Raw genomic sequence first — 24,174 nt, forward strand, 5'->3', positions numbered from 1 at the left:
AAGGAGCGAAGGAACATGAAGAAAATTGTACTGTTATGTAATGGTGGATTATCGACAGGGATTCTTGTAAAGAAAATGAAAGCGTCGGCCGATGCCACGTCCTACGACTGTGAGATTTCAGCCGCGCCGGTGGCCGATGCGGAAGTGGTGGGGGCGGAAGCCGATATCATTCTCCTGGGGCCGCAGGTCCGGTTCCAGATGGAAGTGGTGAAGAAACAGGTATCATGTCCGGTGGTATCCATCGACCCGATGGCCTATGGAACCATGAACGGGGAGAAGGTTCTGAATCAGGCCAGAAAGGAGATGGGTGATTGATAATGGAAGAGCTGGAGATGACATGCTTACAGATTATCACCAACGCCGGCGAAGCCAGAAGTGAATGTATGGCCGCCATGGTGGAGGCCAGAAATGAGGTGTTCGAGGAGGCAAAAGCTCATTTGGATAGAGCCGCCGAACTGATGAAGGAAGCCCATCACGTTCACACGGAGCTTATCACCATGGATGCGGCTGGGAAGCTGGATAAGATTAGTTTGATTCTGATTCACAGCGAGGACATTATGATGGGAACGGAGATTACGTACGCTCTGGCTGGGGAGATGGTGGAGCTGTATCGGAAGCTGGCGAAGTGAGGGGAGTTATAAAATAAAAAAGTCAAGGAGCCTGAAATGCTTGAAAAATAGCATTTCAGGCTCTGTTTGTGTTGGAACTTCAGATGTTTTTGGTGGTTTCCCGAATAATCAGCTTTGTATTAACTAAGATATTTTTATTTACATGATTACCAGCCATTTTCTGCAATAATATGTCCACAGTATCATGTACAATCTCGCTTGAATTTTGTTCTATGCAGGTCAATGGTACTTTGCAGACCTCTGGTGGCAATAAATTATCAAAACTTATCAAAGAAACGTCATCTGGGACTTTAAATCCATATTCACGTAAAGCATTATAAATAGCCATGGAAGTGTACACATCACCGGCCAGCGCTGCGTCGATTTTCCGGTGTTGGGACAATAATCGGATGGCCTGCTCATATGCGCATTGATAATTGGTTTTTTGCAGTTCGATGTAATGACTGTCCTCAAAAGGAATTCCTTTGTTGGCAAGTGTGTCTCGAATTGCGCGGAATTTCAAATCATTGCTGACAATCGTTTTACATCCTCCAAAATAATAGAAGTTTCTTGCACCTGTATCATACAAATATTCGGTGGCATTTGATATAGCTCCGTAAATGTCTGACATTACATGCGGCGCATTGATTCCATTATAATAGCTCCCAATAAATACAAATGGAATATTGTAAGAGGTCAGCATATTCAGATATTTGGGGTCGGGATTATCTTTTATTAAAGGATAGATGATGGCACCTTCCACCCGAAATGATATAAAGTGTTTAATCATTTCTTCTTCATAAGCAATGTTACTTTCGCTGGTTGCCATAATCATTTTATAGTCGTGCTTTCTAAGCTCTGCTTCCAGTCCCCGGACAAAGGTACTGTAAACCAGATTGGAAATATTAGGAACAATAACACCGACCAGCTTACTTTTTTTATTTGTTAGGTTTTGTGCATTTATGGATGGAATATAGCCCATTTCGGTGGCAATATTACAAATCCGTTTTTTGGTTTCCGCATTAACCTGTGGTTTATTATTTAATGCAAGAGAAGCCGTTGCCTCGGAGACACCCGCAGCTTTTGCTATTTCTTTTAAGCTCACTCCCATAAGTTACCTCTTTTTGTCTTTTTATTTCTTCATTCATTATATACCAATTTAAAACGCTTTACAACAAAAAAATAATATGAAAAAAAACTTACAAATTTAACAAAAAATATTTGTGCATAAATACTATAAATAGCATATTGTAAAGCGCTTTAAATTGTGATAATATATATTAAAGATGATTTAAAGCGCTTTAAAACAAAAAGCAATAAATTTAATATGCGGAGGAAGCTTTATGACAAGAAAGTGGTGGAAGGAAGCTGTGGTGTATGAAATATACCCTAAAAGTTTCCGGGATTTAAATGGTGATGGGATAGGTGATATACCGGGCATTACGGAGAAGCTGGATTACATTAAGGATTTGGGGGCAAACGTAATCTGGCTGACACCAATCTTTAAATCGCCGCAGGTAGATAATGGTTATGATATCTCTGATTACCGGGAGATAAATCCGGATTTTGGAACGCTTGACGATTTTAAGGAACTGCTTAGGCAGGCTCATGACCGGGGTATCCGGGTCATCCTGGATATGGTGCTTAATCATACTTCGGATGAGCATCCATGGTTTCAGGAAGCGCGCAAATCCAAAGATAATCCTTACCGCGATTATTATATCTGGAGGCCGGGAAGGGATGGTAAGGAACCTAATAACTGGGGTAATTATTTTTATGAAGGCAGAGGGTCGGCGTGGGAGTTGGATGATTTGACAGGTGAGTATTACTTACATAATTATTCAGTAAAAATGCCGGATTTAAACTGGAATTGTGAAAAACTGAAAGCGGATATGTTTGATATGCTTAAGTGGTGGCTCAATATGGGAGTTGACGGATTCCGGTTAGATGCGGTCAATCGTCTGATGAAACCGGCTGGACTTCCGGATTCCCCCCGGGAACCAACGCCCCCGGTCGGCGTATACGGTTATGTGGTGGACCGGGAAATGTGTGCAAATCAACCGGGTATCCATGAATTGCTGCGAGAAATTAATCAGGAGGTTTTCAGCCGGTATGATATTCTTACGGTTGGTGAGACCGGAAATCTGAAATCGGATAAAGCGCTGGAATATGTCCAGGAGGAACAGCAGCAGATTAATATGGTTTTCCATTTTGAGGTTGCTAAACGGCCTGATTTGATATCTGTTTCACAGTTTAAAGATGTACAAAAACGCTGGTATGGGATTGTTGAGCAGAATGGCTGGATTACACAGTACCTAAGCAACCATGATACACCGCGTCAGGTTTCATTTTTTGGAAATGATACGGGATACAGAGTGGAATCGGCTAAAATGCTTGCAGCACTTATTCATACCCTCCCCGGAACTCCTTACATCTATCAGGGAGAAGAAATTGGAATGACCAATGTAGACTTCCCAAGTATTGAGTATTATGACGAAAAGTATACAGTTGGGAAGTATTATACTATGGTGGAGGCTGGGACAGAGCCGGAGGAGGCGCTGGCTTCTCTAAAACATATAAGCAGAGACAATGTACGCACACCGATGCAATGGGATGGTTCGGACAATGCAGGATTCAGTCAGAGTACTCCATGGTTGAATGTTAATCCGAATTACCGTATGATTAATGTAACAGAAGATTTACAATCAAAGGATTCCATATTCAAATACTATCAGACACTGATTCGTCTTCGCAGAGAAAATGAGGTTCTGGTTTACGGCAATTACAGTCCGGTATTAGAGGAACATGAAAAAATTGTAGCTTATTATCGGGAATATCAAAACCAGAAACTGTTTGTCGTTGCAAACTGGAGTGAATTAAATGCGGTGATTGATATTGACAATAGGATAACTGATTTTACCTCCTGCCTATGTAATTATGCAGAATCAGAAGACAGGAATACATTAAAACCGTATGAGGTGAGAATCTATTGTAATGAAAATGTAAAGTTGAACATGTAAAGGAGGAGGCAAATGAGCAATACCAGTAAAAAGAAGGCTCTGACAATGGGAAGGAGGCAGCAGAGGACCGCATATTTGTTTATTGCAATTCCGTGTATTTATTTCATTATATTTAAAATTGCACCTACCGTATTTTCTTTATATTTAAGCGTGACGAACTGGCAATTGTTATCCGGTAAAAGAGATTTTATTGGGCTTAGTAACTTTATAAGAATCTTTCAGGATGAAACATTCTTAAAGGCAATAAGAAATACGTTTTATTATATTATCATTACAGTTCCATTAATGGTGATTGTCAGTCTTGGGATTTCTCTGATGCTGAATGGAGTGCGGAAAGGGAAAGGATTTTTCCGTACGCTGATATTTATACCTTATGTAACCAGTGCGGTAGCTGTGGCCTTTATCTGGAAATGGATGTTTATGGAACAGGGAGGAGTTATGAACGCTCTGCTGCAAATGCTGGGGATTGCCAATCAGCCATTCCTGAATAGTCCGAACCAGGCAATTTATGTTGTGATGTCTTTATTAGTATGGTCAAAGATTGGATTTAACTCCATTATTCTCCTGGCAGGTTTAACACAGATATCTTCTTCTTATTATGAAGCGGCCAGTATAGACGGTGCAAATAAATGGCAGACTTTCTGGAGCATTACTCTGCCACAGTTAAAGGCGTCACTCGTTTATATTATTATTATGAATACCATATCAACACTGCAGGTATTTACACAGATATTGAACATCAATGCGTGGGGGGGTCCTTTAAAGTCAACAACAAGTATTGTTGTCGAAATATATTTGGAGGCGTTTTCAAAGTATAATATGGGAAGGGCCAGTGCAATGACAGTCGTGCTCTTTGTTATTATACTGGCGATAACCATATTCCAGATGAAGGTTCTTAACAAAGAAGAAAATTAAGGAGGAAGAAAAACATGAGTGCAAAGAAAAAAATAAATCAGATTCTGTTAACAATTATCTTACTCCTTGTCGGGTTTGTTGTCATCTTCCCGTTCATCTGGATGATAGGTACCAGCTTTAAAAGCGGAGCTGAGGTTTATTCCATGAATTTGTTACCAAAGCATTTTTCGCTGGAGAATTATATCACGGTAGCGAATAAATCAAATTTTCCACTTTGGTTTAAAAACAGTCTGCTCGTAGGAATCATTACGACGCTGTCCGTACTTGTATTTGACCCAATGGTAGGTTTTGCCTTCAGCAAGTACAAATTTAAAGGGAAAAATATCATTTTTATCATCATACTTTCTACGATGATGATACCGACGGAGATGCTGGTTATTCCATGGTATCTTATGGTAAATGCTATGAAGTGGAATAATACATATTGGGCGCTGGTATTTCCCAGTTTAAGTTCTGCATTTGGCATATTTTTGACCAGGCAGTTCTTTGATGGGGTGCCTGAAGAATTGTTGGAGGCGGCTCGCATTGACGGGATGAATGAACTGCAGATTTATATGAAAGTTGCGCTGCCCCTGGTTGGTCCGGCTATTTCCGCACTTGCTATCTTTACATTTCTTGGAAGCTGGAACTCATTTTTGTGGCCGGTTATTGCCGTTGATGGTTATAGTAAATTCACCATTCCGGTCGGTCTTGCCATGTTTTCCGGGGAAGTTTCAACAAGCTGGGAATTGATTTTAGCGGCAGCCTCTATTGCAACGATACCGGTGCTGATTGTGTTTATTATATTCCAGCGTAAGATTGTAGAAGGTGTGGCATTGTCCGGAATAAAAGGATAAAGAGTAATGAATCATGACTTTATGAAAGAAAAGGAGATAATATGAAAAAGAATATTTATGCAATGTTACTTACGATGGCATTAGCTGTGGGCAGCTTAAGTGGCTGTGGTGGAAATGGCGCTTCAGGAGTGGAGGGGAATTCTGCTGACAAGGGAGAAGGGAGTGCGGATGGTGTCGTAACGATTCAATATTGGCAGTATGCGTATGATTCCAAAGTTGCCATGATGGACGAACTGATCAAGGAGTTTGAGGCAGAGAATCCAACCATTAAGATTGAGCATATCACTTATCCATATGACAGTTATTTTGAGAAAATGGCGGCCTCTATTGTGACAGCACAGTCCTCCGGTGTGGGACCGAATATCATAAATTATAATTGTGTGGATACTTCAAATTATTATGCACAGGGAGTCTTACAGCCATTGCCGGCAGACGTCTTTGACCCGGCGGTCATTGATGAAGAATTTTCTCCTTTAGTGCAGATGGGGAAAATAAATGGTGTATATTATTCTCTGCCGACAGCTGTCAGAACATATGCCATGTTTTATAATAAGAAATTATTAGAAGAGAATGGTTATACAGAGGCAGACCTTCCGAAAACCTGGGAAGAATACGCGGATATGGCTGAAAAGATGACTGTCTGGGAGGGTAATAATTTAAAGATTGCAGGCTCGACAATGGATAAGGACGGACGATTAAGTCATTGGTTCCGTATTCTGAATAAGGGACTGGGCGGGGACCTTTATGGTCAGGATAATAAGACTGCCGAATATAATTCTGATACTGCTAAGAAGTCCTTAGATTATTTGATTGATATGTATAAAAACCGTAAGGTAGCAGTCAGCGGATTTACGACAAGCGACCAGGTATCGTTTGCTACCGGTGTTGCGGCTCTCCATATTGATGGCTCGTTTCGTATCGCGACTATGAAAGAGAAAATAGGCGACAGTTTTGAATGGGGAGTGGCAGAGCTTCCAACATGGGAAAATGGGGAAAAGGCTACCTATGGAGATTACTGGTGTAATTCTATCACTTCTTTTACCAAGGGAGCGGAGCTTGATGCCAGCGTGAAATTTTTACAGTTTCTTACAAGTGAAGAGGTTATGAAGCGTTGGACGGCTGCTACCGGAGAAATAGGCGCGCGTATGATATTTGCAGAAGACCAGGAGCTGCTTTCTGACAAATACATGGCACCATTTATCGAGGCACTTCCATATGCATTTACTTCATTTAGTACCAAAAGATATAGTGTCGATGACGCATGCAAGGAAATTTTTGAGACCAGTCTGCTCGGTGATGGTGATTCAGGGCAGACACTTGACTCAGTCAATGCAAAGGTACAGGAGAGTCTGGACGAATTTTGGTCTGAATTCGAATAAGAAGGATATAAAACTGTATGGGCGGGCGGATTAGGTTCTGCCCGCCCGATATAATATGGGAGAAATGATGAAGAAAAAATGGTGGCAGGAATCGGTCGTTTATCAGATATATCCCCGGAGTTTTCAGGATAGCAACGGTGATGGAATTGGTGATTTGCAGGGAATTATAAAAAGGTTGGATTATTTGAATTATTTGGGGATTGATGTTATCTGGCTGTCGCCTGTGTATGAATCACCGCAAGCTGACAATGGATATGATATCAGCAATTACTATGAGATAGCGCCGGAATTTGGCTCGATGAAAGATATGGAGCAATTGATTGAAGAAGCTGGGAAGCGGGAAATAAAGATTGTCATGGATCTGGTAGTCAATCATACTTCTGATGAGCATCCATGGTTTCAGGAAGCAAAGAAGGGAAAGACCAATCAATTTTATGACTATTATGTGTGGCGGGATGGAACCCCGGCAGAATTGCCAAATCAGTTGAAATCTTCTTTTGGCGGTTCTGCGTGGGAATGGTGTGAAGAAGCCGGTCAATATTATCTGCACCTTTATTCCAAAAGGCAGCCTGATTTAAACTGGGAAAACAGAGAGATGCGTCAGGAGATTTATAAGATGATGAACTGGTGGCTGGATAAGGGAATCGGGGGATTCCGGATGGATGTCATCGATAAGATTGGAAAAATACCGGATAAGCTGATTGTTGCCAATGGACCGAAGCTGCATGATTATATTAAGGAAATGAATACGGAGGTACTCTGCCGACGTGACGTGCTTACTGTGGGTGAATCATGGGCGGCGACCACGGAGAACGCAAAGCAGTACAGTAATCTGGATGGCTCTGAACTCAGTATGGTATTTCAATTTGAACACATAAAATTGGATAAGGAAGAAGGAAAAGCCAAATGGGAACTGGGAGAGCTGGATTTTATAAAGCTGAAGGAAGTCCTTTCAAAATGGCAGTGTGAACTGGATAGCAGAGGCTGGAACAGTCTGTTTTGGAATAACCATGATGTGCCTCGGATTGTTTCGAGATGGGGAGATGACGGCCGGTACCGGAAAGAGTGTGCCAAGATGTTTGCCACCTACCTGCATGGAATGCAGGGGACGCCCTATATCTATCAAGGGGAAGAAATTGGAATGACCAATGTAAGGTTCGATGAGATTGAAGATTACAGAGATATAGAAACACTAAATTTATATCGTGAGTATCAGGCACTGGGCTGGAGTCATGATAAAATCATGAGGTCGGTCTATGCGAAGGGAAGAGATAACGCAAGAACACCGATGCAGTGGAATGATACCAGAAATGCAGGATTTACGGAAGGGTGTCCATGGCTGAAACTGAATCAAAACTATCTGACGGTTCATGTACAGGAAAATGTAGAAGACGCTCATTCCATTCTTCAGCATTACCGCAGATTAATTTGGCTCAGGCGTGAGTCCAAATGGAAGGACGTTATGGTATACGGTAATTATGAACCGTTTTTTGAGAAAGACGCGGATGTGTTTGCTTACAAACGGGAAAAAGGCGGAAAGGGAATGTTTGTAATTGGCAATTTCCATGAGACCAGGCGGACGGTAGAACTGCCGATATCGGTTTCGGATATACTGCTCTCAAATTATGAGGATTCCTGCGTTAGGGAAGGCAAGGTTACACTTCGCCCATATGAAACACTCCTGTTTGGCATGGAATCATAAGGCAGGTTGATGGAGGAGATAAGTGATGAATCATTTGAAATATGATGGAGGTACGGGGAACCTGAAAAATTGGCTGATACAGGAGAGTTCCTTTGATTCTAGGTTTTTAGGAAAGTGCGAGGCAATTTTTGCACAGGGCAATGGTTATATGGGAGTTAGAAATGCACTGGAAGAATCCTATCCGGGAGAAGTAAGAAATACATTTGTTGCGGGAACCTTTAACAAAGCATCTGCTGAGGAAGTGACAGAACTCCCCAATGTACCTGATATGACGGGGATGACAATTCTCATTGGCGGGCATGTTTTCAATCTGATGCAGGGAGAATTGAGCGCATATACGAGGACCATGAATCTAAAAAATGGGGAAACAGTCAGGGAAGTCCGGTGGAAAAGTCCTGGCGGTGTTTATACTGCCGCTGTATTTAAACGAATCGTATCTCTAGCGGACGAGCATATAATTGCAGCAGCTCTGGACTTGATGGTAGACAAAGATGTGCAGATTGTAATTGAAACGGGGATTGACGGCACTGTGACCAACAGCGGCGCACAGCATTTTAAAGATTTAAAGAGAAGAGTTTATGACGGCAGGGATATGCAGTACTTGTCAAGAACTACGGAGTCCGACGTCTGGGTTGCCCAGCATGCGGCATGCAGTCTGAATTTACAGGCCGATATTCTGCCGGTTATGGAAAGACGCACGTTAAAGAACCGCTATACCTTTATGGCAAAAGCGGGGCAGAATATTCACTTTGAAAAAATTTCAGCGATTCATACTTCCAGAGATTTAGAATATGAAGATGCTAAAACGGAAGGTATCGAAGAAAAACTGATGGCAGACGGCCTTAAATCTTTGCGCGAAAGCAATTCCAAAGGCTATCAGGGATTAAAAGAGGCCAGTGCCTTGCAGTGGGAAAAATACTGGCGGGAGAGCGGTATTACCATAGATGGGGATACAGACTTTGAACAGCTGGCTGTGCGTTTTTCCCTGTATCATTTAAATATTATGGCAAAGCAGGATGATAACCGGATAGGAATAGGTGCGAAAGCACTCACTGGGGAAGGGTATAAAGGACATTCTTTCTGGGATACGGAATTATTCATTCTTCCGTATTTTACTTTCACCAGACCGGGTGCAGCAAAATCTCTATTGGAATACAGATATAAGAATTTGGTGGGAGCCCGCAGAAAGGCAAAAGAAAATGGGTATGAGGGAGCCATGTATCCGTGGGAATGTGCCTGGGTGGATGATGGAGAAGTGACACCTCTTTATAAAGGAGCGGATGTCGTAACCGGAAAAGTAAAAAAGGTGTTGACCGGCCTGATTGAGCATCACATTTCCGCAGATATTGCCTATGCGGTATGGCAGTATTATCTGATGACGGGTGACCGGGATTTTATGGAGACTTGCGGCTATGAGATGATACTGGATACTGCATTATTCTGGGCGAGCCGGGTACAGTATCGGAAAGAAACGGGCAGGTATGAAATCTTGGATGTCATTGGGCCAGATGAGTATAAGGAGCATGTAGATAATAACGCTTATACCAATTATATGGCAAACTATAACATGCATCTGGCCTTATTTATCATGGAAAATTTATTGGATGATAACACGGAATTGTCCAAAAGACTGGATCATAAGCTGAATCTTTCTTATATCAAAGAAAAAATAGATTCCTGCATTGATAGACTGTATTTGCCAGGGCCTGACAAGGATGGCATCATTCCCCAGACAGATGAGTATCTGCATTTGACGAAAATAGATATCACAAAGTACAAGAATTCTGAGGAGGCAAAAATCATTTACAAAGATTTTAATGCGGAGCAGATTAATGGATTTATGGTTTCGAAGCAGGCAGATACCGTTATGCTGATGTTTCTTTTCCCTGATTTGTTTGACGAAGAAACAAGACGGAAAAATTTTACTTTTTATGAGGATAAAACGCTTCATGATTCATCCTTGAGTAAGTGTATTCATTCTATCATGGCGAATGATTTGGGGCTTACAGAAATGGCTTATGATTTCTATAAAAGGTCTCTTATGATTGATTTGGGGCCACAGATGAAATCCTCTAACGAGGGGATACACAGTGCCGCGATTGGAGGAATTTGGGAGAGTACGGTCATGGGATTTGGCGGAGTGCGGTTGAAAGGTGAGTATCTTCATATCGCTCCAAAACTTCCGAAAAAGTGGAAGAAACTCATTTTCCCATTGTGCCTGAAGGGCTGTCAGTTAAAAATAACGGCGGCTCATCAGGAACTGGTCGTTGAAAATATGGGGCAGCAGGAATCCTCTTGTGTATTGAATGGAGAACTGGTCTCGATTGAGCCAGGAGCTGTGAAAAGAATAGAATTGTAAAGGAGTGAGAGTATGAAATATCAGGGCATTATCTTTGATTTAGATGGGGTTATCTGTCATACTGACAAATATCATTATCAGGCTTGGAAGAAGCTGGCAGATAAATTAGGCATTTATTTTGACGAAACTATCAATAACAGATTGAGAGGCGTAAGCCGTATGGAAAGCCTGGATATTATTCTGGAAAAGGATAGCAGTGGCTTGACGGAGGAGGAGAAGGCAGGCTATGCAGAGGAGAAGAATCAATATTATAGGGAAATGTTAAAAGAAATGAACCCCGATGATTTGAGCGATGAGGTGAAGGATACTTTAAATCAGTTGAGGGAGCGGGGGTATCAGATGGCAATTGGGTCCTCCAGTAAAAATGCAGGTTTTATTCTGGAACGGATTGGCCTGAAGGGTTTTTTTGATGCGGTATCAGATGGAAACAATATTACCAATTCAAAGCCCGACCCCGAGGTATTTCTAAAAGCCGCCCAGTTTTTGGGATTGGACCCGAAGGATTGCCTGGTAGTAGAAGATGCCAGGGCGGGGCTTCTGGCTGCTGTAAATGGAAATATGGACTGTGCTGCAATTGGGGATGCGGTAAATTCTGAACTTGCGAATTATAAACTGAATACATTTAAGGATTTGCTGAACATCAGTTGAAAAATAGGAGGATTGACATATGGATTACGCGAAGGAATCGTTAAAGCTGCATCAGCAGTGGAGGGGAAAGTTGAGTGTGGTTCCCAAAATGCCGGTAAAAACCAAATTGGATTTATCAATGGCGTATACGCCGGGGGTCGCCGAAGCGTGTATGGAAATACATAGGGATATAGAAAAGAGCTATGAACTGACCGGACGCTGGAATACGGTGGCGGTTGTTACGGATGGGACAGCGGTGCTGGGACTTGGGGATATAGGACCGGAAGCTGCTATGCCTGTTATGGAAGGAAAATGTGTATTGTTTAAGGCGTTTGGTGATGTGGATGCCATTCCGATTTGTATCCGCTCTAAAGACGTTGATGAAATTGTACATACGGTTTCTTTGCTGGCAGGCAGTTTTGGCGGAATTAATCTGGAAGACATTGCAGCACCTCGCTGTTTTGAAATTGAACGGAGGCTGAAAGAGTGCTGTGATATTCCGGTTTTCCATGACGACCAGCATGGTACTGCCATTGTGGTAATGGCTGCTTTAAGCAATGCGTTAAAGATAGTAGAGAAAGAAATAAAAGATATTAAAATTGTAATAAACGGTGCCGGGTCGGCAGGTATCGCGATTGCCAGGCTGCTGCTTTCTATGGGGGCGAAACAATTAATTCTGTGTGACCGTTTTGGGGCTCTTTATGAGGGAGCAGATGGTCTGAATGAAGAGCAGGTAGAGATTTCTACGGTTACGAATCTGGAAAAGAAGCAGGGGAGTTTTTCGGATGTGATTGCAGGAGCGGATGTGTTGATTGGGGTATCGGCTCCTGGTGTTGTCAGTCAGGAGATGATTCGTTCCATGGCACCGAAAGCAATTGTTTTTCCAATGGCAAATCCTACTCCGGAAATTATGCCGGATTTAGCTTTGGAAGCGGGAGCTGCCGTAGTGGGAACCGGAAGAAGTGATTTTCCAAATCAGATTAATAATGTGCTTGCTTTTCCTGGAATCTTTCGAGGAGTACTGGATGTGAGAGCCAGAACTGTTAATGATGAGATGAAGATGGCAGCGGCCTGCGCCTTAGCAGGACTGGTTTCAGACGATGAATTAAGACCGGAATATATATTGCCGGAACCATTTGACCCACGGATAAAAGAGGCGGTAGCAAAAGCGGTGGCGAATGCGGCAGTGGTAAGTGGAGTGACCCAAAAATAGTTCCGTTTTCTTTGGCAATACGGCGGTATTTTTTGAACTGAAAATATTTCTTGCATTTTCAAGCGATTTTGCTATACTATAAATAGAAGTAAATGTTTGCCGTTTGTTATGCAACGGGGTATAAGATGCATAATATGTGATTCTGCCACTTGCCGATGGTGTGGGATATAAATGATTCGGTGCGTAAATAATTGCCACTTGCTATACAGGTGGGATATAAGTAGTATAGTTTGGTATGAATCCCCATCAGATTTGGTGGGGATTTTTTTGAGGAGAAATATGAAAGTACAACAGGGGTATATATTGGATGATTTCTATAAGTTCACAAGTGGAAAAATATAGGACTATTGTAGAGAAGAAAATAAAGCGGTATGGTAAGTGTAATACCATAATTATAGGTAAATTTGCCGGAAAAGATAATGCTTTTTTAATTCAAAATGCATTTCCGATTATCAGAAAATATCTTGACCATGTCCATACGATTGAAAATATCCCAGTTACAATACATAACAAATTAAATAGAGATTTGACTGTCAATCTTCGGGAAGTTTTGGCTATGTATAATCGGGGGATTCGACTGATTTTTCCAGATATTAAATATATACAGAGAAAAATGGAAGAAGAACTGATATGATGGCAGGCCATCCGTTTGACTGGCGATTTGTGGTATAAATGCAATATAAGAGGTATAATCAGAGAAGAAAGAGAAGCAAGGGGAGGAAACGATGGAAAAAATAGTATTGATTTTACTGGCCGCCGGGGACAGCAGGCGGTTTAACGGGAATAAGCTGCTACACCTGTTTGATGGAAAACCGATGTACCGGTATCTGGTGGATGAGATTGGAAAGTTGCCGGAGACATTATTTGAGAAGAAGATTGTGGTGACCCAGTATCAGGAGATCATGGACGCGCTTGGCGAGGAGGGGTATCTGGTGGTGGAAAATCACGAGAGTGAGTTGGGGATATCTCACTCTATTGAGCTGGGGATTCGAGCGGCGGAGGCGTGGGGGGACTGCGGGTTCTGCTTTGCGGTGTGCGACCAGCCTTATCTGAAAGGGGAGACGGTGCGGACGCTGGTGGATGGATTTTTGCGGAGCGGCAAAGGCATCGGCTGTCTCTCCTGCCAGGGAGAGCTGGGCAATCCGGCCGTGTTTTCCAACAGGTACCGCGAGGAATTGCTGGCGCTGGAAGGCGATGTGGGTGGCAGGAGAATCATAAGACGCCATCCCGACGACCTGTTTCTGTGCGAGGTGGAGGATGGGAGAGAACTGGTGGACGTGGATGTGAAAAAGGGCTAATAAAATAATCATGAAATATAAATTATCATTTTCAATACCCGGACAAACTTTCCGGGTATTTTGTTGTCTTTTTACACCGTAAGCGATATAATTGATTCAATAAAGCTAACGTGAACAAGGTCACATCCGTACTGGGGTAATGGGAATGGGAGTCTGGGCACTGGATAGCCGGGCAGAGGAGGGGGAGGTATGGTCAGGGACGATATTAAAAAGCAGGTTACCATAGCGGTTGTCCTGGCGTTTACAGTCAGTGTGATACTGGTCCTGACAGGCAGTGTTATCAATTTAAGCATCAAGGGCACCCAGGAGAGGGAAGCGCAAAAGTATATGAAGGAGATTGTGTCGCAGTATAAGAATATCATCACGGCACAGCTCGACGGGGATATGCAGACCCTGGATGCAGTGGCAGTCCTTGCGGGGCAGGCCGGCGCCGATGGGATCAATGACGTTCTTCCTTATCTTGAGGGCTATATGAAAGAGATGAACGGACAAAATGATTTCCTCCGCATGGGAGTTGTTTCCTCAGAGGGGCTGGGATATTTTGTCAACGCGGACGGGACGAAGCATTATGGGATCGATGTCGGTGGCGAGGAATTCGTCAGGAGGATATTAAACGGAGAGCGGATGGTTTCGGATATCGAGGAGGACAGGCTGTCGGCCGAATCTGTTATCTTCTGCGGGGTACCGGTCACCCACGATGGGAATGTCATCGGCGCGGTCACGGCCACCCGCACAACCGACAATCTCTCCGAGATCATAAGCCGTGAAATCTTTGACGGCGTTGCTTTTATCCATATCGTTGACCGGTCCGGTGATTTCATCCTCCGTTCTGACCACGCGGTAATCCAGAAGGAGATGGACAACATCTTTGATGAGGGAGATGTCACGGAGGAAACGAAAGCGTCCATACTCGCCGACATCAAAAACGGCGGGGATTCCTTTGCCATATTTCGCTATCAGGGGAAAGGTTATTGGGTGACTTTTATCCCTGTGGGAATCAATGACTGGCAGATTTTCTGCCTGGTGCCTCAGACATTCTTAAACCACAATCTTGATACCATCTTTTTGGTGTATTTGTGCGTCATGATATGTATGATCATTTTATTCATGATTCTGTTCCTGTATATTTACAGCCTTCTGCGGAGGAAACAGGAAACGCTCCAGATACTGGCGTACAAGGATGTGCTGACGGGGACAGGTAACCGGAATGGCTTTGTGTCGGAACTGCCCGCGCTGCTTGAAAAGCAGGTGGATTACGCGCTGGTGCTGATGAATGTCAGCGGCTTTAAGTTTGTGAATGAGTTCTTTGGTTTTGAAAGGGGAAATGCCCTCCTGCAGCATATCGCCGGCGTTTTGGAACATAACATCGGCGAGGGGGAGCGCTGCTACCGGGACAACGCCGATCGCTTCGGCATGCTTCTTCTTTACAGCGGCAGGGAAGAATTGATTGACAGGCTCAAACGGATACACAGGGATATCAACTCATATATTGCTTCTCCCAACCAGGAGTACCGCATCAACTGTAATTTTGGAGTACACATCATACAGGGGGAGGATAAAAAGGACAGTCTCCTGTCTCCGGATGGGGCCATCAATGGCGCCCTTCTGGCATTAAACAGCGTCAATGGAAACATGACCAATCCGTTTGCTTTTTATGATGAGGCAATTCATGAAAAGGCGCGCAAAAAGGTGGAGATTGCCAGCCAGATGCACGCGGCCCTGGCAAACAGGGAGTTCCACATGTATCTTCAGCCCAAATACAATTTAACTGACAAGTCCCTTCATAGTGCGGAAGCCCTTGTCCGCTGGTATACGGCCGACGGCGTCATTCACTATCCCGATGAATTCATACCGGTATTTGAGGAAAATGGATTTATCACGGAGCTGGATATGTTCATGCTTGAGGAAGCCTGCCGGCAAGTTGCGGACTGGAGAAGGCAGGGGTATGATATACGGCCGATTTCCGTGAACCAATCCAGAATCTTCTTTTACGATGAGAAGTATTTCGACAAGTTCTATGAAATTGTGAACCGGTATCATATCGACCCATCCATGATTATCCTGGAAGTGACGGAGAGCGTTGCCATGAGCAACTTAGAGCGTGTGAAGAAGGTGATTGGGAAGCTTCACAGCATGGGATTCTCCATCTCCATGGACGATTTTGGAAGCGGGTATTCCTCTTTGAATACTTTAAAAGATTTAGACATCGCGGAGTTAAAACTGGACAGGGATTTCCTGTCTGAACAGTCCACATCCCGGCGGGGCCGGATTGTGATTGAAAGTGTGATTCACCTTGCCAGGGCGCTTTCCATCACAACGGTTGCGGAAGGAATTGAGAACCTGGCGCAGCTTGAGTTTATGAAATCCATTCACTGTGATATCGGACAGGGCTATTATTTTGCCAAGCCCATGCCCGTGGAGGAGTTTGAACGGACGGTTTTACATATGAGGGAGGGGTAATATGTATCAGTGCAGTCTGCAAATAGCTGTTTTCAGTCATCACCAAGTAATTGGGGAGGTAATTCGTGAAATTCCTCCGCTGGAACATTTTTCACACCGTGTCATGGAAAGGACGGATACTGACCCGTTGCTGCTTCAGGAGAGTCAGGTGGTGGTCTGGGACTTGGGACCGGCGCTTCTTCCCTCCGAACTTCGCCTGCGCTGCCAAAAGGAGGCTGTCTTGATTTACTGCGGGGAGCATGAGCAGATTGGTGCATTTGACCTGCCGGAACTGCAGGCCGTGGATGAGTTCTGGGAAATGCCTTACCGCCGGGAACGCGTGCGGCTGCGCATGGAAGATATATTCAGGCGCATGAAGACGGAGTATGATTTATGTATGACCAGGACCTATCTGGATACCGCCATAGACAGTCTTCCGGATATGATGTGGTTTAAATCCTTAGACGGCATTCACGTCAAGGTTAACAAGGCATTTTGCACCGTGGTCGGGAAATCCAGGGAGGATGTGACCGGGCGGGACCACTGTTATATCTGGGGCGTCTCGCCGGATGATGCTGAGAATGGGGAGGCCTCCTGCCGGGAGTCGGAGCAGGCGGTCATAAAGGCAGGCCACACCCTGCAGTTTACGGAGGAAGTCAAATGCTCCCGCGGGATGCGCCAGCTCCGCACCTACAAGACCCCGATTATCGACCGGGACGGAGTGACGGTCCTGGGAACCGTGGGAATTGGGCATGATGTGACGGATTTGGGGAATATGAGCGCTGAGATTGAGATACTGCTCCAGAGCATGCCCTATGCCATTCTTCTGAGGGACAAGGAGGACCGGATTCTCAATGTCAACGAAAAGTTTGAGGAGTATTTCCGGACAGAGAGGGAAAATGTGGTGGGCCGGGACTATGAGGGGTGGATTGCAAAGGCGTTTGCAGAGCCGCATACGATTAACAACGAAGGGTATGTGGAGGCCATGGTGTCCCTGCCGGAAGGCTTTGGAAGAATGCTGGAGATTCATGAGAATTTCATCCATGATATCTTCCATAATGTGGTCGGGAAGCTTTGCATCTTCCGGGATGTGACGGTAGAGCGCAGTCTGGAAAAACAGATTCTCCACAGCTCTAACACGGACTTTCTCACTGGACTTTATAATCGCCGTTGCTTTTATAAGTACATCAACAATAACCGGGAGGATAGGACGGTCAGCCTGCTGTATATTGATTTGGACAGTTTCAAGGCAATCAATGACTCATACGGACATAAGGTCGGGGACGCGGTCCTGATACATACCGCGCGGATACTGTCAGAGTCATTCCGGGAAGACTTTGTGGCGCGCTTTGGCGGGGACGAGTTTTTGGTAGTCCGGCTGGGAGACTGTCCCATCTGCCAGCTGGAGCAGGAGGCAGATCACTTCCTCGAGGAAATCCGGAATGAATTTCAGGCAGCCGGACAGGTTCTTACGCTGTCCGCCAGCGTAGGTATCGCCCAGACGAGTGATGCGGGTATGGACATTGACCTGCTCCTTCAGAGAAGCGACCAGGCGCTGTACCGGGCGAAAAAAGGGGGAAGGAACCGGTACTGTATGTAACAGGAAAGGGCAGGCAATCGTTTCAAGAAAGGTCGGAACCCCTGCCCTCATAAGTGACGGCCTGCTGAGGCTGGGACAGATGGTTGTTTAATATATATTGCAGTTGTAAAAAAGGCAGAATTCTTGTATATAAATGGAAGTCTGCCTTTTGTATATTTTATTGATTTGTATTTATTGACGAGGAGAAATGTAAGTTCCGGAAATTGGCTGTCTGCTATAAATGACTAAGAAATTGCATGTTTTGAAGTGGATGAGTGGAAATGTTTTCACACATCTGTAACGCTCGTTATTATATAATTTAATTAGAAAAAAAGTTTAGAGTATAAATGGTATGTTCTTCCATTCCGTTATAGAAGATTATCTATAAGAGCCAGGTTTACAGAGGGCATTTTTGAAAACAGAGGTTATTATTTGAAGATTATGAAGCACGTACTCCCATTCCTCCAGTGAATGAGGAGTTGAGTGCGCATCATTGATGAATAGGAAGAGAAGTTGTAACAAAAACATATTTTTTGACATACGGGAGGGGGAATGAAATCGGGGAACAATATGCGGCGGTAAACACCAAAAAGATTTATCTGCATGCAGTGGTAAGCGCTAAAGAGGAACCTATCAAAAAAATGGAGAGGAAAGAGGTCTTTATGAGTAAAAAGAGAAAAGGATTATTGAAAAGGACAGTAGCTTTCTTATTAACAGCGGTTATGTGTATCAATATGACGGTTTATTCCATGGCCGCCGGAGAACAGGCAGCTGGCACCAACGCAGTTATTACGCCGCAGGGAACCTTGGAGATAACGTCGGATTCCATCATCATTGACGGGCATGTTTACAGCAAAGCGCAGTTTACCCAGGCGCTGGAGCAGATAAAACGCCTGCCAAGCGAACAGGTGCCGGAGCAGCCTGCGGGGCGGTCGGCCGTAGTGGCCCTTGAGTTTGTAGGATTAGGATTGGGAGGAGTATTTGCGCAGATAGCCTTTACCCTATTGATGGCTGGGCTGATTGTGTCAGTCCTGGGAATAATATATGAGCTGAAAGCAGGAACGCTGCCGGGCCTTAACAGAAGTATACAAATTGAAATCAAGGATTCGCAGTCGATATATATCGATAATGTCCGTGTAGGGGCTAACTGGGTCACGATGGCTACGGCAGAATATCTGTCAGAACATTATGAAGAAATTGAGGAGGCTGAGGGGGAATCTGATTCTGGAAATAATAACATGGGTGACCCCAATAAAAACCCAGATCCTACGATTATGGCTGGAATTATTGCCAAGATATCAGACAATCTAAAAGATAAGGTTGGAACATGTGATGAGTTTGCAAAAGCTCTTGTTGAAAAATTGAATCAAGCAGGAATTAAATTTGAGATTATTCGAATTGACTCCAGGGTTGGAATATATTCAGACAAATACGGAAGTAGTATAGGAGACAAGTTTCATTACGGAATTCGGATTGGTAATATGGTCTATGATAATTTGACACTTGCAGGAATGAAATGTGAGGATTGGTTAGCTGATTTAGGAGCAAATGGTGAATTTGCTGATATAACATGGAGAATTGTAAAAGAAATTTTAAACAATTAAAACAGGAGGACAGATGGTTAGCAAAGATAATCAACAACGGACAATAAGAGAAATGCTAGAGTATATTAAAAAGAGACCTGGGATGTATTTGGGGGAAAAAGAAGGTAGAATAGATTATCTTCGTCATTTTCTTGCTGGATGGTTTTGGAACAATGATGAAGGTATAAATGGCAGATATCGTGCAGGAATTGCACACTATATTTATGAATGGATTAGGAAAAATAAAAGTAATGAATTTACAAAGATTGAATTTTCTTTTCTATGGTATAAGATGATTTATAGTGTGACGGATACAGAGGATGATGCGTGGGAGTTGTTTTTTAAATTATCATATGAATATCTTGATTGCTTAGAAGCAGAAGTAAACAAAGAATGAATTCATGGTTAATTTCGCACGATTTTGTCAGGGTATGTTTCAAGAGGCTATGCCGTTCTTTGGCATAGCCTCTTGAAACAGCCCATATTTTGGCCTTTTAAGGGTAATGCCGTTGTCTCAAATCGGCTTAATGTGCCCAGGAACTCATTTACTGAGATGAGGATTAAAAATGGAACACGAGCCGGTACAGCATGTCACATGGGCAAGAGAACGCCTGAAAGAAACGTGAAATACGTTTTATTTTTAGAGAAAAGCTGAATTGTCGCGATTGCACCGCTCTAAATCATACTTAAAGATTAACATTGCATTATAAATATATAATCAGTAAAATACAGATTTTTTTACAAGGGATATTTATATGAAAAATGGGATATTTCATGTTACAGAAGGTAAAATGGAACAAATAAAAAATGAATTTGATCATAAGACTTTTCTTGTAGAATTAGAGGGAGGTCAAATAGCAACATTAAATGACTATTTTTGTGTCATGTACAAAAAAATGTTGTTTTCCAAGAAAAAGTAATATGTGGGCTACTTATAATGATTGGATGATGGATTTTTCATGGATTGAGAAAGATATGAGTATTGTAATTGTTATATATAATTATGATTTATTTATGAAGCTGGATATTTCGTCTAAAACTGAAATATTCAGAGGATTTAAAGAGGATTATATTCCATGGTGGGAAAATGATGTAGTAAATCATATGGTCGATGGTGTACCGAAAAAATTTACTGTGTATTTAGTGGATTAGAAATATAATATTGCCCGGCCTTGCTGGATAATGTTTTTGGAAGGTCCTATAAGCTTTTGGCTGGTTCAAGATTTAGTAAATAGACAGGAGGAAAAGGTATGAAAAATAATATTAAATAGTGAAAATAAAGATAAAGAAATATGGAAGAGACGTCAGTTATGATTGTGCTTCCGCTTTTCTTATATAGCAAAGAGGATTTCATTTATATATCGCAATTCTTGCATATTCGTGACGAATATGGTATGATTTAGTCATTATGACAGATTCTTATAAGGTATTCGAAACGTTCTATATCAAAATCAAAGTTTGTCAGGGCATGTCGCTGCAAAATTCGGAGAGATAATACAACTTGGAGGGATAACGTGAAGAAACAGGAGATACTAAAACATTACTTTGGATATGACCAGTTCCGGGAAGGGCAGGAACTGCTGATTGACAGTATGCTGGAAGGAAAAGATACGCTGGGGATTATGCCTACCGGGGCTGGGAAAAGTCTGTGTTTTCAGATTCCGGCGCTGATGATGGATGGGGTGACGCTGGTGATTTCCCCGTTGATTTCACTGATGAAGGACCAGGTGGAGGCGTTAAACCAGGCGGGAGTTCATGCGGCGTATTTGAACAGTTCGCTGACGGCGGCGCAGTATTATAGGGCGCTGGAATTTGCGAGGGAGGGAAGATATCCCATTATTTATGTGGCTCCGGAGCGGTTGGTGACGGATGAATTTCTGGACTTTGCATTACATACGAAGATTTCCATGATTGCGGTGGATGAAGCCCACTGCGTGTCCCAGTGGGGGCAGGATTTCAGGCCAAGTTACCTGCGGATTCTGGAGTTTGTGGAGCGGCTGCCGGTAAGGCCGGTGCTGAGTGCATTTACAGCCACGGCTACGAAGGAAGTCCGGGATGATATTATTGATATTTTGATGCTTCGGGAGCCGACGGTGCTGACGACCGGGTTTGACAGGCCGAATCTGTATTTTGGGGTGCAGAGTCCGAAGGATAAATATGCGTGTCTGAAAAATTATCTGGAGACCCATCAGGGGGAGAGCGGCGTGATTTACTGCCTGACGAGGAAGGTGGTGGAGGAGGTCTGCGAGAAGCTGAGAAGGGATGGATATCCGGTGACCAGGTATCATGCGGGGCTCAGTGATGGGGAGCGGAAGCAGAACCAGGAAGATTTTATCTATGACAGGTATCCGTTAATGGTGGCCACCAATGCGTTCGGGATGGGGATTGATAAGTCCAATGTGCGGTTTGTGGTACATTATAATATGCCGAAAAATATGGAGTCATATTATCAAGAAGCGGGAAGAGCCGGTCGAGATGGGGAGCCGGCGGAGTGTATTCTGCTGTATGGCGGCCAGGATGTGGTGACGAACCAGTTCTTCATTGACAATAACCAGGACAACCAGGAGCTGGATGCGGTGACGAGAGCCATTGTCATGGAGCGGGACCGGGACCGGCTGAAAAAAATGACGTATTACTGCTTTACCAATGAGTGCCTGCGGGACTATATTTTGCGGTATTTTGGGGAGTATGGGGAGAATTACTGCGGGAATTGTTCCAATTGTCTGAGCCAGTTTGAGACGGTGGATGTGACGGATATTGCAAGGGCGATTATCGGGTGTGTTGCGTCCAGCCGGCAACGTTATGGCACCAATGTCATTATCGACACGCTTCATGGGGCAAATACCGCGAAGATTCGACAGTACCGTATGGATGAGAACCCTCACTATGCCGAACTGGCAAAAGTACCGTCCTACAAACTGCGCCAGGTGATGAATCATCTGCTGCTGGGGGATTACCTGTTTGTGACAAATGATGAATATGTGGTAGTGAAACTGACAGAGAAAGCCAAGGAATTTATGGAAGGCGACGAAGCCATTGTGATGAAAATGGCGAAGGAACAGGAGCGCCAGGCGAAGGAGAAGAGCGAGAAGAAAGCCAGGAAGAGTAAGGCCGTCAAGGATGCCGCGCTCACGGAGCTGGATGAGACGCTCTTTGAAAAACTCCGCGGCCTTCGCTCCGAGATTGCAAAGGAGGAGAAAGTGCCTCCGTATATTGTGTTCTCTGACAGGACGCTGGTCCATATGTGCAGTGTTAAGCCGGTGACAAAAGGGGAAATGCTGTCGGTGTCCGGTGTGGGTGAGTTTAAGTATGAGAAATATGGAGAGCGTTTCTTAGAGTGCATCAGGGCGGAGCGGAATGTGGCGGTGCACACGGAAGAGAGCGGGGATAGTAACGGAAATGTCCATGTATCTGAGTATACAATGGACATCGCTGCCGGGGATGCTATGGGATATTTCGGAGAGGATGATATCTATTTTAGCAGTGACAGCGATGAATTTGACGATTGGTCTATCGATGACGCCATGGCGGCCTGGGAAAATGGCAGCCAGGAACCAGTGAAACAAAAAAACTCCCCCGCCAAGACCAGTGCCACAAAAACAAAGAAAACCAAAGCCACCAAGACCGATTTCGTCATGACCCAGGAACTGGCTGAACAGCTTCACTATTCGGAGCGGATGTCCCTCAGCGATTTTGTGGGACAGATAAACGATATGCGGGATGACACCGTCATGAAACGCCTGACAATCAAAGAGGTGGAACAGAAACTGGTGGACGACGGATGTTTTGAGGAGCGGTTCTTCAATGGAATGAAGCGGAAGAACTTGACGGAAACCGGAAGAATGTTTGGAATTGTGGCGGAGAAGCGGCTGAGTGAGAAGGGGAATGAGTATGATGTGTTTTATTATACGGAGAAGGCCCAGAGGGGGATTGTGGAGTGGCTGGTAAAAAGATGATGGATATTTATATGTTTTGTCCAGTGAATCAATATAGGATTCAATGAATTAGAACCGGAGGAAATGCTGTTGGTGAGGAATGTGAGCATAGTAACCGATTTGAATGGTGATAAAATGGTATTGATTAATGAGGTTATTTTCAAAGGGAAAAAATCTATAAATTGGGATGATGTAAGAGCGTATCTTAAATCATATGTGGGTGAATTTTATGAAATAGCTGATACAAAAGATATTGTGTATATTGGCAATGATTTGCCGGATGAATATGCAAGCTCAAAATACACGTATTCTTTAAAGGGAGCGAATGCTAAAGCAAAAGCCAATGCATCACAGGGGATACCTCAAATGTTAGAAATTGCTGTTGGTAAGCATTTTAGAGAGAATTCAGGAGAAAAACATCAAAGAAATGCTGCGAATGGTTGGTATCGGTACGATTCCAGATTTGCTTTGCCAGTTTATGGGGATAATGGGAAGGTTGACCATTATAATGTATTTCATGCATCTATGCTGATACGCCATGCAAGTGATGGAAAAATGTATTTATATGACATTCTTGACATAAAAAAAGAAACGAGCAACCCGTTCAAATCATAAGATTCTACTTGGTAAAAACCCATTTCCTTTTTCTAAGTATAGAATATGTCTGTTGAGTTGTCAAGA

Annotated in this window: 20 protein-coding genes; 19 read left to right on the forward strand and 1 reads right to left on the reverse strand. The window is 43.7% G+C overall.

Going from position 1 to position 24,174, the window contains the following annotated elements; translation table 11 throughout:
* Window positions 1-15 precede the first annotated feature (15 nt).
* Window positions 16-315, forward strand: coding sequence for a PTS sugar transporter subunit IIB (locus HMPREF9473_RS16645; RefSeq protein WP_006781333.1), 300 nt, complete (start codon window positions 16-18; stop codon window positions 313-315).
* Window positions 316-317: 2 nt separating this feature from the next.
* A complete protein-coding gene (locus HMPREF9473_RS16650; RefSeq protein ID WP_034859567.1) occupies window positions 318-629 on the forward strand; it encodes a PTS lactose/cellobiose transporter subunit IIA in 312 nt (103 codons plus the stop codon).
* A gap of 79 nt (window positions 630-708) precedes the next feature.
* Here the strand turns inward: HMPREF9473_RS16650 and HMPREF9473_RS16655 are convergent, their stop codons facing one another.
* Window positions 709-1,719 carry a LacI family DNA-binding transcriptional regulator gene (locus HMPREF9473_RS16655; protein ID WP_006781335.1) on the reverse strand — a complete coding sequence of 337 codons (1,011 nt, stop codon included), beginning with the start codon at window positions 1,717-1,719 and terminating at the stop codon, window positions 709-711.
* Between the two features lie 232 nt (window positions 1,720-1,951).
* Between HMPREF9473_RS16655 and HMPREF9473_RS16660 the strand changes: the two genes are divergently transcribed.
* The 17 genes from HMPREF9473_RS16660 (at window position 1,952) to HMPREF9473_RS16740 (ending at window position 24,108) form a co-directional block, all read left to right on the forward strand.
* Window positions 1,952-3,628 carry a glycoside hydrolase family 13 protein gene (locus HMPREF9473_RS16660; RefSeq protein WP_006781336.1) on the forward strand — a complete coding sequence of 559 codons (1,677 nt, stop codon included), beginning with the start codon at window positions 1,952-1,954 and terminating at the stop codon, window positions 3,626-3,628.
* A gap of 12 nt (window positions 3,629-3,640) precedes the next feature.
* Entirely contained in the window at window positions 3,641-4,543 is a 903-nt protein-coding gene (locus HMPREF9473_RS16665) for a carbohydrate ABC transporter permease (protein ID WP_006781337.1), read from the forward strand.
* Window positions 4,544-4,557: 14 nt separating this feature from the next.
* The gene (locus HMPREF9473_RS16670) at window positions 4,558-5,379 is read left to right on the forward strand and encodes a carbohydrate ABC transporter permease (protein WP_006781338.1); all 822 of its coding nucleotides are present in this window, start codon (window positions 4,558-4,560) and stop codon (window positions 5,377-5,379) included.
* A 41-nt stretch (window positions 5,380-5,420) separates the two neighbouring features.
* On the forward strand, window positions 5,421-6,758 hold the full coding sequence (locus HMPREF9473_RS16675; RefSeq protein ID WP_006781339.1) for an extracellular solute-binding protein: 1,338 nt from the start codon (window positions 5,421-5,423) through the stop codon (window positions 6,756-6,758).
* 67 nt (window positions 6,759-6,825) lie between these two features.
* Window positions 6,826-8,460, forward strand: a complete 1,635-nt coding sequence (locus HMPREF9473_RS16680) for an alpha-glucosidase (protein ID WP_006781340.1) — start codon at window positions 6,826-6,828, stop codon at window positions 8,458-8,460.
* A 25-nt stretch (window positions 8,461-8,485) separates the two neighbouring features.
* Entirely contained in the window at window positions 8,486-10,819 is a 2,334-nt protein-coding gene (locus tag HMPREF9473_RS16685) for a glycoside hydrolase family 65 protein (protein ID WP_006781341.1), read from the forward strand.
* Between the two features lie 12 nt (window positions 10,820-10,831).
* Window positions 10,832-11,467: a beta-phosphoglucomutase gene (gene pgmB / locus HMPREF9473_RS16690; protein ID WP_006781342.1), complete on the forward strand. Its 636-nt coding sequence runs from the start codon at window positions 10,832-10,834 to the stop codon at window positions 11,465-11,467.
* A gap of 19 nt (window positions 11,468-11,486) precedes the next feature.
* Window positions 11,487-12,659 carry an NAD(P)-dependent malic enzyme gene (locus HMPREF9473_RS16695; protein WP_006781343.1) on the forward strand — a complete coding sequence of 391 codons (1,173 nt, stop codon included), beginning with the start codon at window positions 11,487-11,489 and terminating at the stop codon, window positions 12,657-12,659.
* Window positions 12,660-12,957: 298 nt separating this feature from the next.
* The gene (gene cptIN / locus HMPREF9473_RS16700; protein WP_434059280.1) at window positions 12,958-13,293 is read left to right on the forward strand and encodes a type III toxin-antitoxin system CptIN family toxin; all 336 of its coding nucleotides are present in this window, start codon (window positions 12,958-12,960) and stop codon (window positions 13,291-13,293) included.
* 91 nt (window positions 13,294-13,384) lie between these two features.
* On the forward strand, window positions 13,385-13,957 hold the full coding sequence (locus tag HMPREF9473_RS16705; RefSeq protein ID WP_006781345.1) for a nucleotidyltransferase family protein: 573 nt from the start codon (window positions 13,385-13,387) through the stop codon (window positions 13,955-13,957).
* 189 nt (window positions 13,958-14,146) lie between these two features.
* Window positions 14,147-16,417 (forward strand): bifunctional diguanylate cyclase/phosphodiesterase, encoded by a 2,271-nt coding sequence (locus HMPREF9473_RS16710; protein ID WP_006781346.1) that lies wholly within the window; start codon window positions 14,147-14,149, stop codon window positions 16,415-16,417.
* A gap of 103 nt (window positions 16,418-16,520) precedes the next feature.
* Window positions 16,521-17,996, forward strand: coding sequence for a diguanylate cyclase (locus tag HMPREF9473_RS16715; protein WP_242830850.1), 1,476 nt, complete (start codon window positions 16,521-16,523; stop codon window positions 17,994-17,996).
* A gap of 512 nt (window positions 17,997-18,508) precedes the next feature.
* Window positions 18,509-19,579: a papain fold toxin domain-containing protein gene (locus HMPREF9473_RS16720; RefSeq protein WP_034859570.1), complete on the forward strand. Its 1,071-nt coding sequence runs from the start codon at window positions 18,509-18,511 to the stop codon at window positions 19,577-19,579.
* Between the two features lie 13 nt (window positions 19,580-19,592).
* Complete coding sequence (locus HMPREF9473_RS16725; protein ID WP_006781349.1) at window positions 19,593-19,955, forward strand: hypothetical protein; 363 nt, start codon at window positions 19,593-19,595, stop codon at window positions 19,953-19,955.
* Between the two features lie 524 nt (window positions 19,956-20,479).
* Window positions 20,480-20,710, forward strand: a complete 231-nt coding sequence (locus tag HMPREF9473_RS16730) for a hypothetical protein (RefSeq protein ID WP_050810075.1) — start codon at window positions 20,480-20,482, stop codon at window positions 20,708-20,710.
* Window positions 20,711-21,072: 362 nt separating this feature from the next.
* The gene (gene recQ, locus HMPREF9473_RS16735) at window positions 21,073-23,514 is read left to right on the forward strand and encodes a DNA helicase RecQ (RefSeq protein ID WP_006781351.1); all 2,442 of its coding nucleotides are present in this window, start codon (window positions 21,073-21,075) and stop codon (window positions 23,512-23,514) included.
* 81 nt (window positions 23,515-23,595) lie between these two features.
* The gene (locus HMPREF9473_RS16740) at window positions 23,596-24,108 is read left to right on the forward strand and encodes a hypothetical protein (protein ID WP_242830851.1); all 513 of its coding nucleotides are present in this window, start codon (window positions 23,596-23,598) and stop codon (window positions 24,106-24,108) included.
* Window positions 24,109-24,174 lie beyond the last annotated feature (66 nt).

Source organism: Hungatella hathewayi WAL-18680 (assembly GCF_000235505.1).
Classification (GTDB): domain Bacteria; phylum Bacillota; class Clostridia; order Lachnospirales; family Lachnospiraceae; genus Hungatella_A; species Hungatella_A hathewayi_A.

Excerpts from the sequence above, each read along its gene's own strand:
- HMPREF9473_RS16645 (WP_006781333.1), top strand. The coding sequence starts at position 16 with ATGAAGAAAATTGTACTGTTATGTAATGGTGGATTATCGACAGGGATT.
- HMPREF9473_RS16660 (WP_006781336.1), top strand. The coding sequence starts at position 1,952 with ATGACAAGAAAGTGGTGGAAGGAAGCTGTGGTGTATGAAATATACCCT.
- HMPREF9473_RS16705 (WP_006781345.1), top strand. The coding sequence starts at position 13,385 with ATGGAAAAAATAGTATTGATTTTACTGGCCGCCGGGGACAGCAGGCGG.
- HMPREF9473_RS16650 (WP_034859567.1), top strand. The coding sequence starts at position 318 with ATGGAAGAGCTGGAGATGACATGCTTACAGATTATCACCAACGCCGGC.
- HMPREF9473_RS16665 (WP_006781337.1), top strand. The coding sequence starts at position 3,641 with ATGAGCAATACCAGTAAAAAGAAGGCTCTGACAATGGGAAGGAGGCAG.
- HMPREF9473_RS16685 (WP_006781341.1), top strand. The coding sequence starts at position 8,486 with ATGAATCATTTGAAATATGATGGAGGTACGGGGAACCTGAAAAATTGG.
- HMPREF9473_RS16680 (WP_006781340.1), top strand. The coding sequence starts at position 6,826 with ATGAAGAAAAAATGGTGGCAGGAATCGGTCGTTTATCAGATATATCCC.
- HMPREF9473_RS16710 (WP_006781346.1), top strand. The coding sequence starts at position 14,147 with ATGGTCAGGGACGATATTAAAAAGCAGGTTACCATAGCGGTTGTCCTG.
- HMPREF9473_RS16655 (WP_006781335.1), bottom strand. The coding sequence starts at position 1,719 with ATGGGAGTGAGCTTAAAAGAAATAGCAAAAGCTGCGGGTGTCTCCGAG.
- HMPREF9473_RS16675 (WP_006781339.1), top strand. The coding sequence starts at position 5,421 with ATGAAAAAGAATATTTATGCAATGTTACTTACGATGGCATTAGCTGTG.
- HMPREF9473_RS16695 (WP_006781343.1), top strand. The coding sequence starts at position 11,487 with ATGGATTACGCGAAGGAATCGTTAAAGCTGCATCAGCAGTGGAGGGGA.
- HMPREF9473_RS16730 (WP_050810075.1), top strand. The coding sequence starts at position 20,480 with ATGTGGGCTACTTATAATGATTGGATGATGGATTTTTCATGGATTGAG.
- pgmB (WP_006781342.1), top strand. The coding sequence starts at position 10,832 with ATGAAATATCAGGGCATTATCTTTGATTTAGATGGGGTTATCTGTCAT.
- HMPREF9473_RS16715 (WP_242830850.1), top strand. The coding sequence starts at position 16,521 with ATGGAAAGGACGGATACTGACCCGTTGCTGCTTCAGGAGAGTCAGGTG.
- HMPREF9473_RS16725 (WP_006781349.1), top strand. The coding sequence starts at position 19,593 with ATGGTTAGCAAAGATAATCAACAACGGACAATAAGAGAAATGCTAGAG.
- HMPREF9473_RS16670 (WP_006781338.1), top strand. The coding sequence starts at position 4,558 with ATGAGTGCAAAGAAAAAAATAAATCAGATTCTGTTAACAATTATCTTA.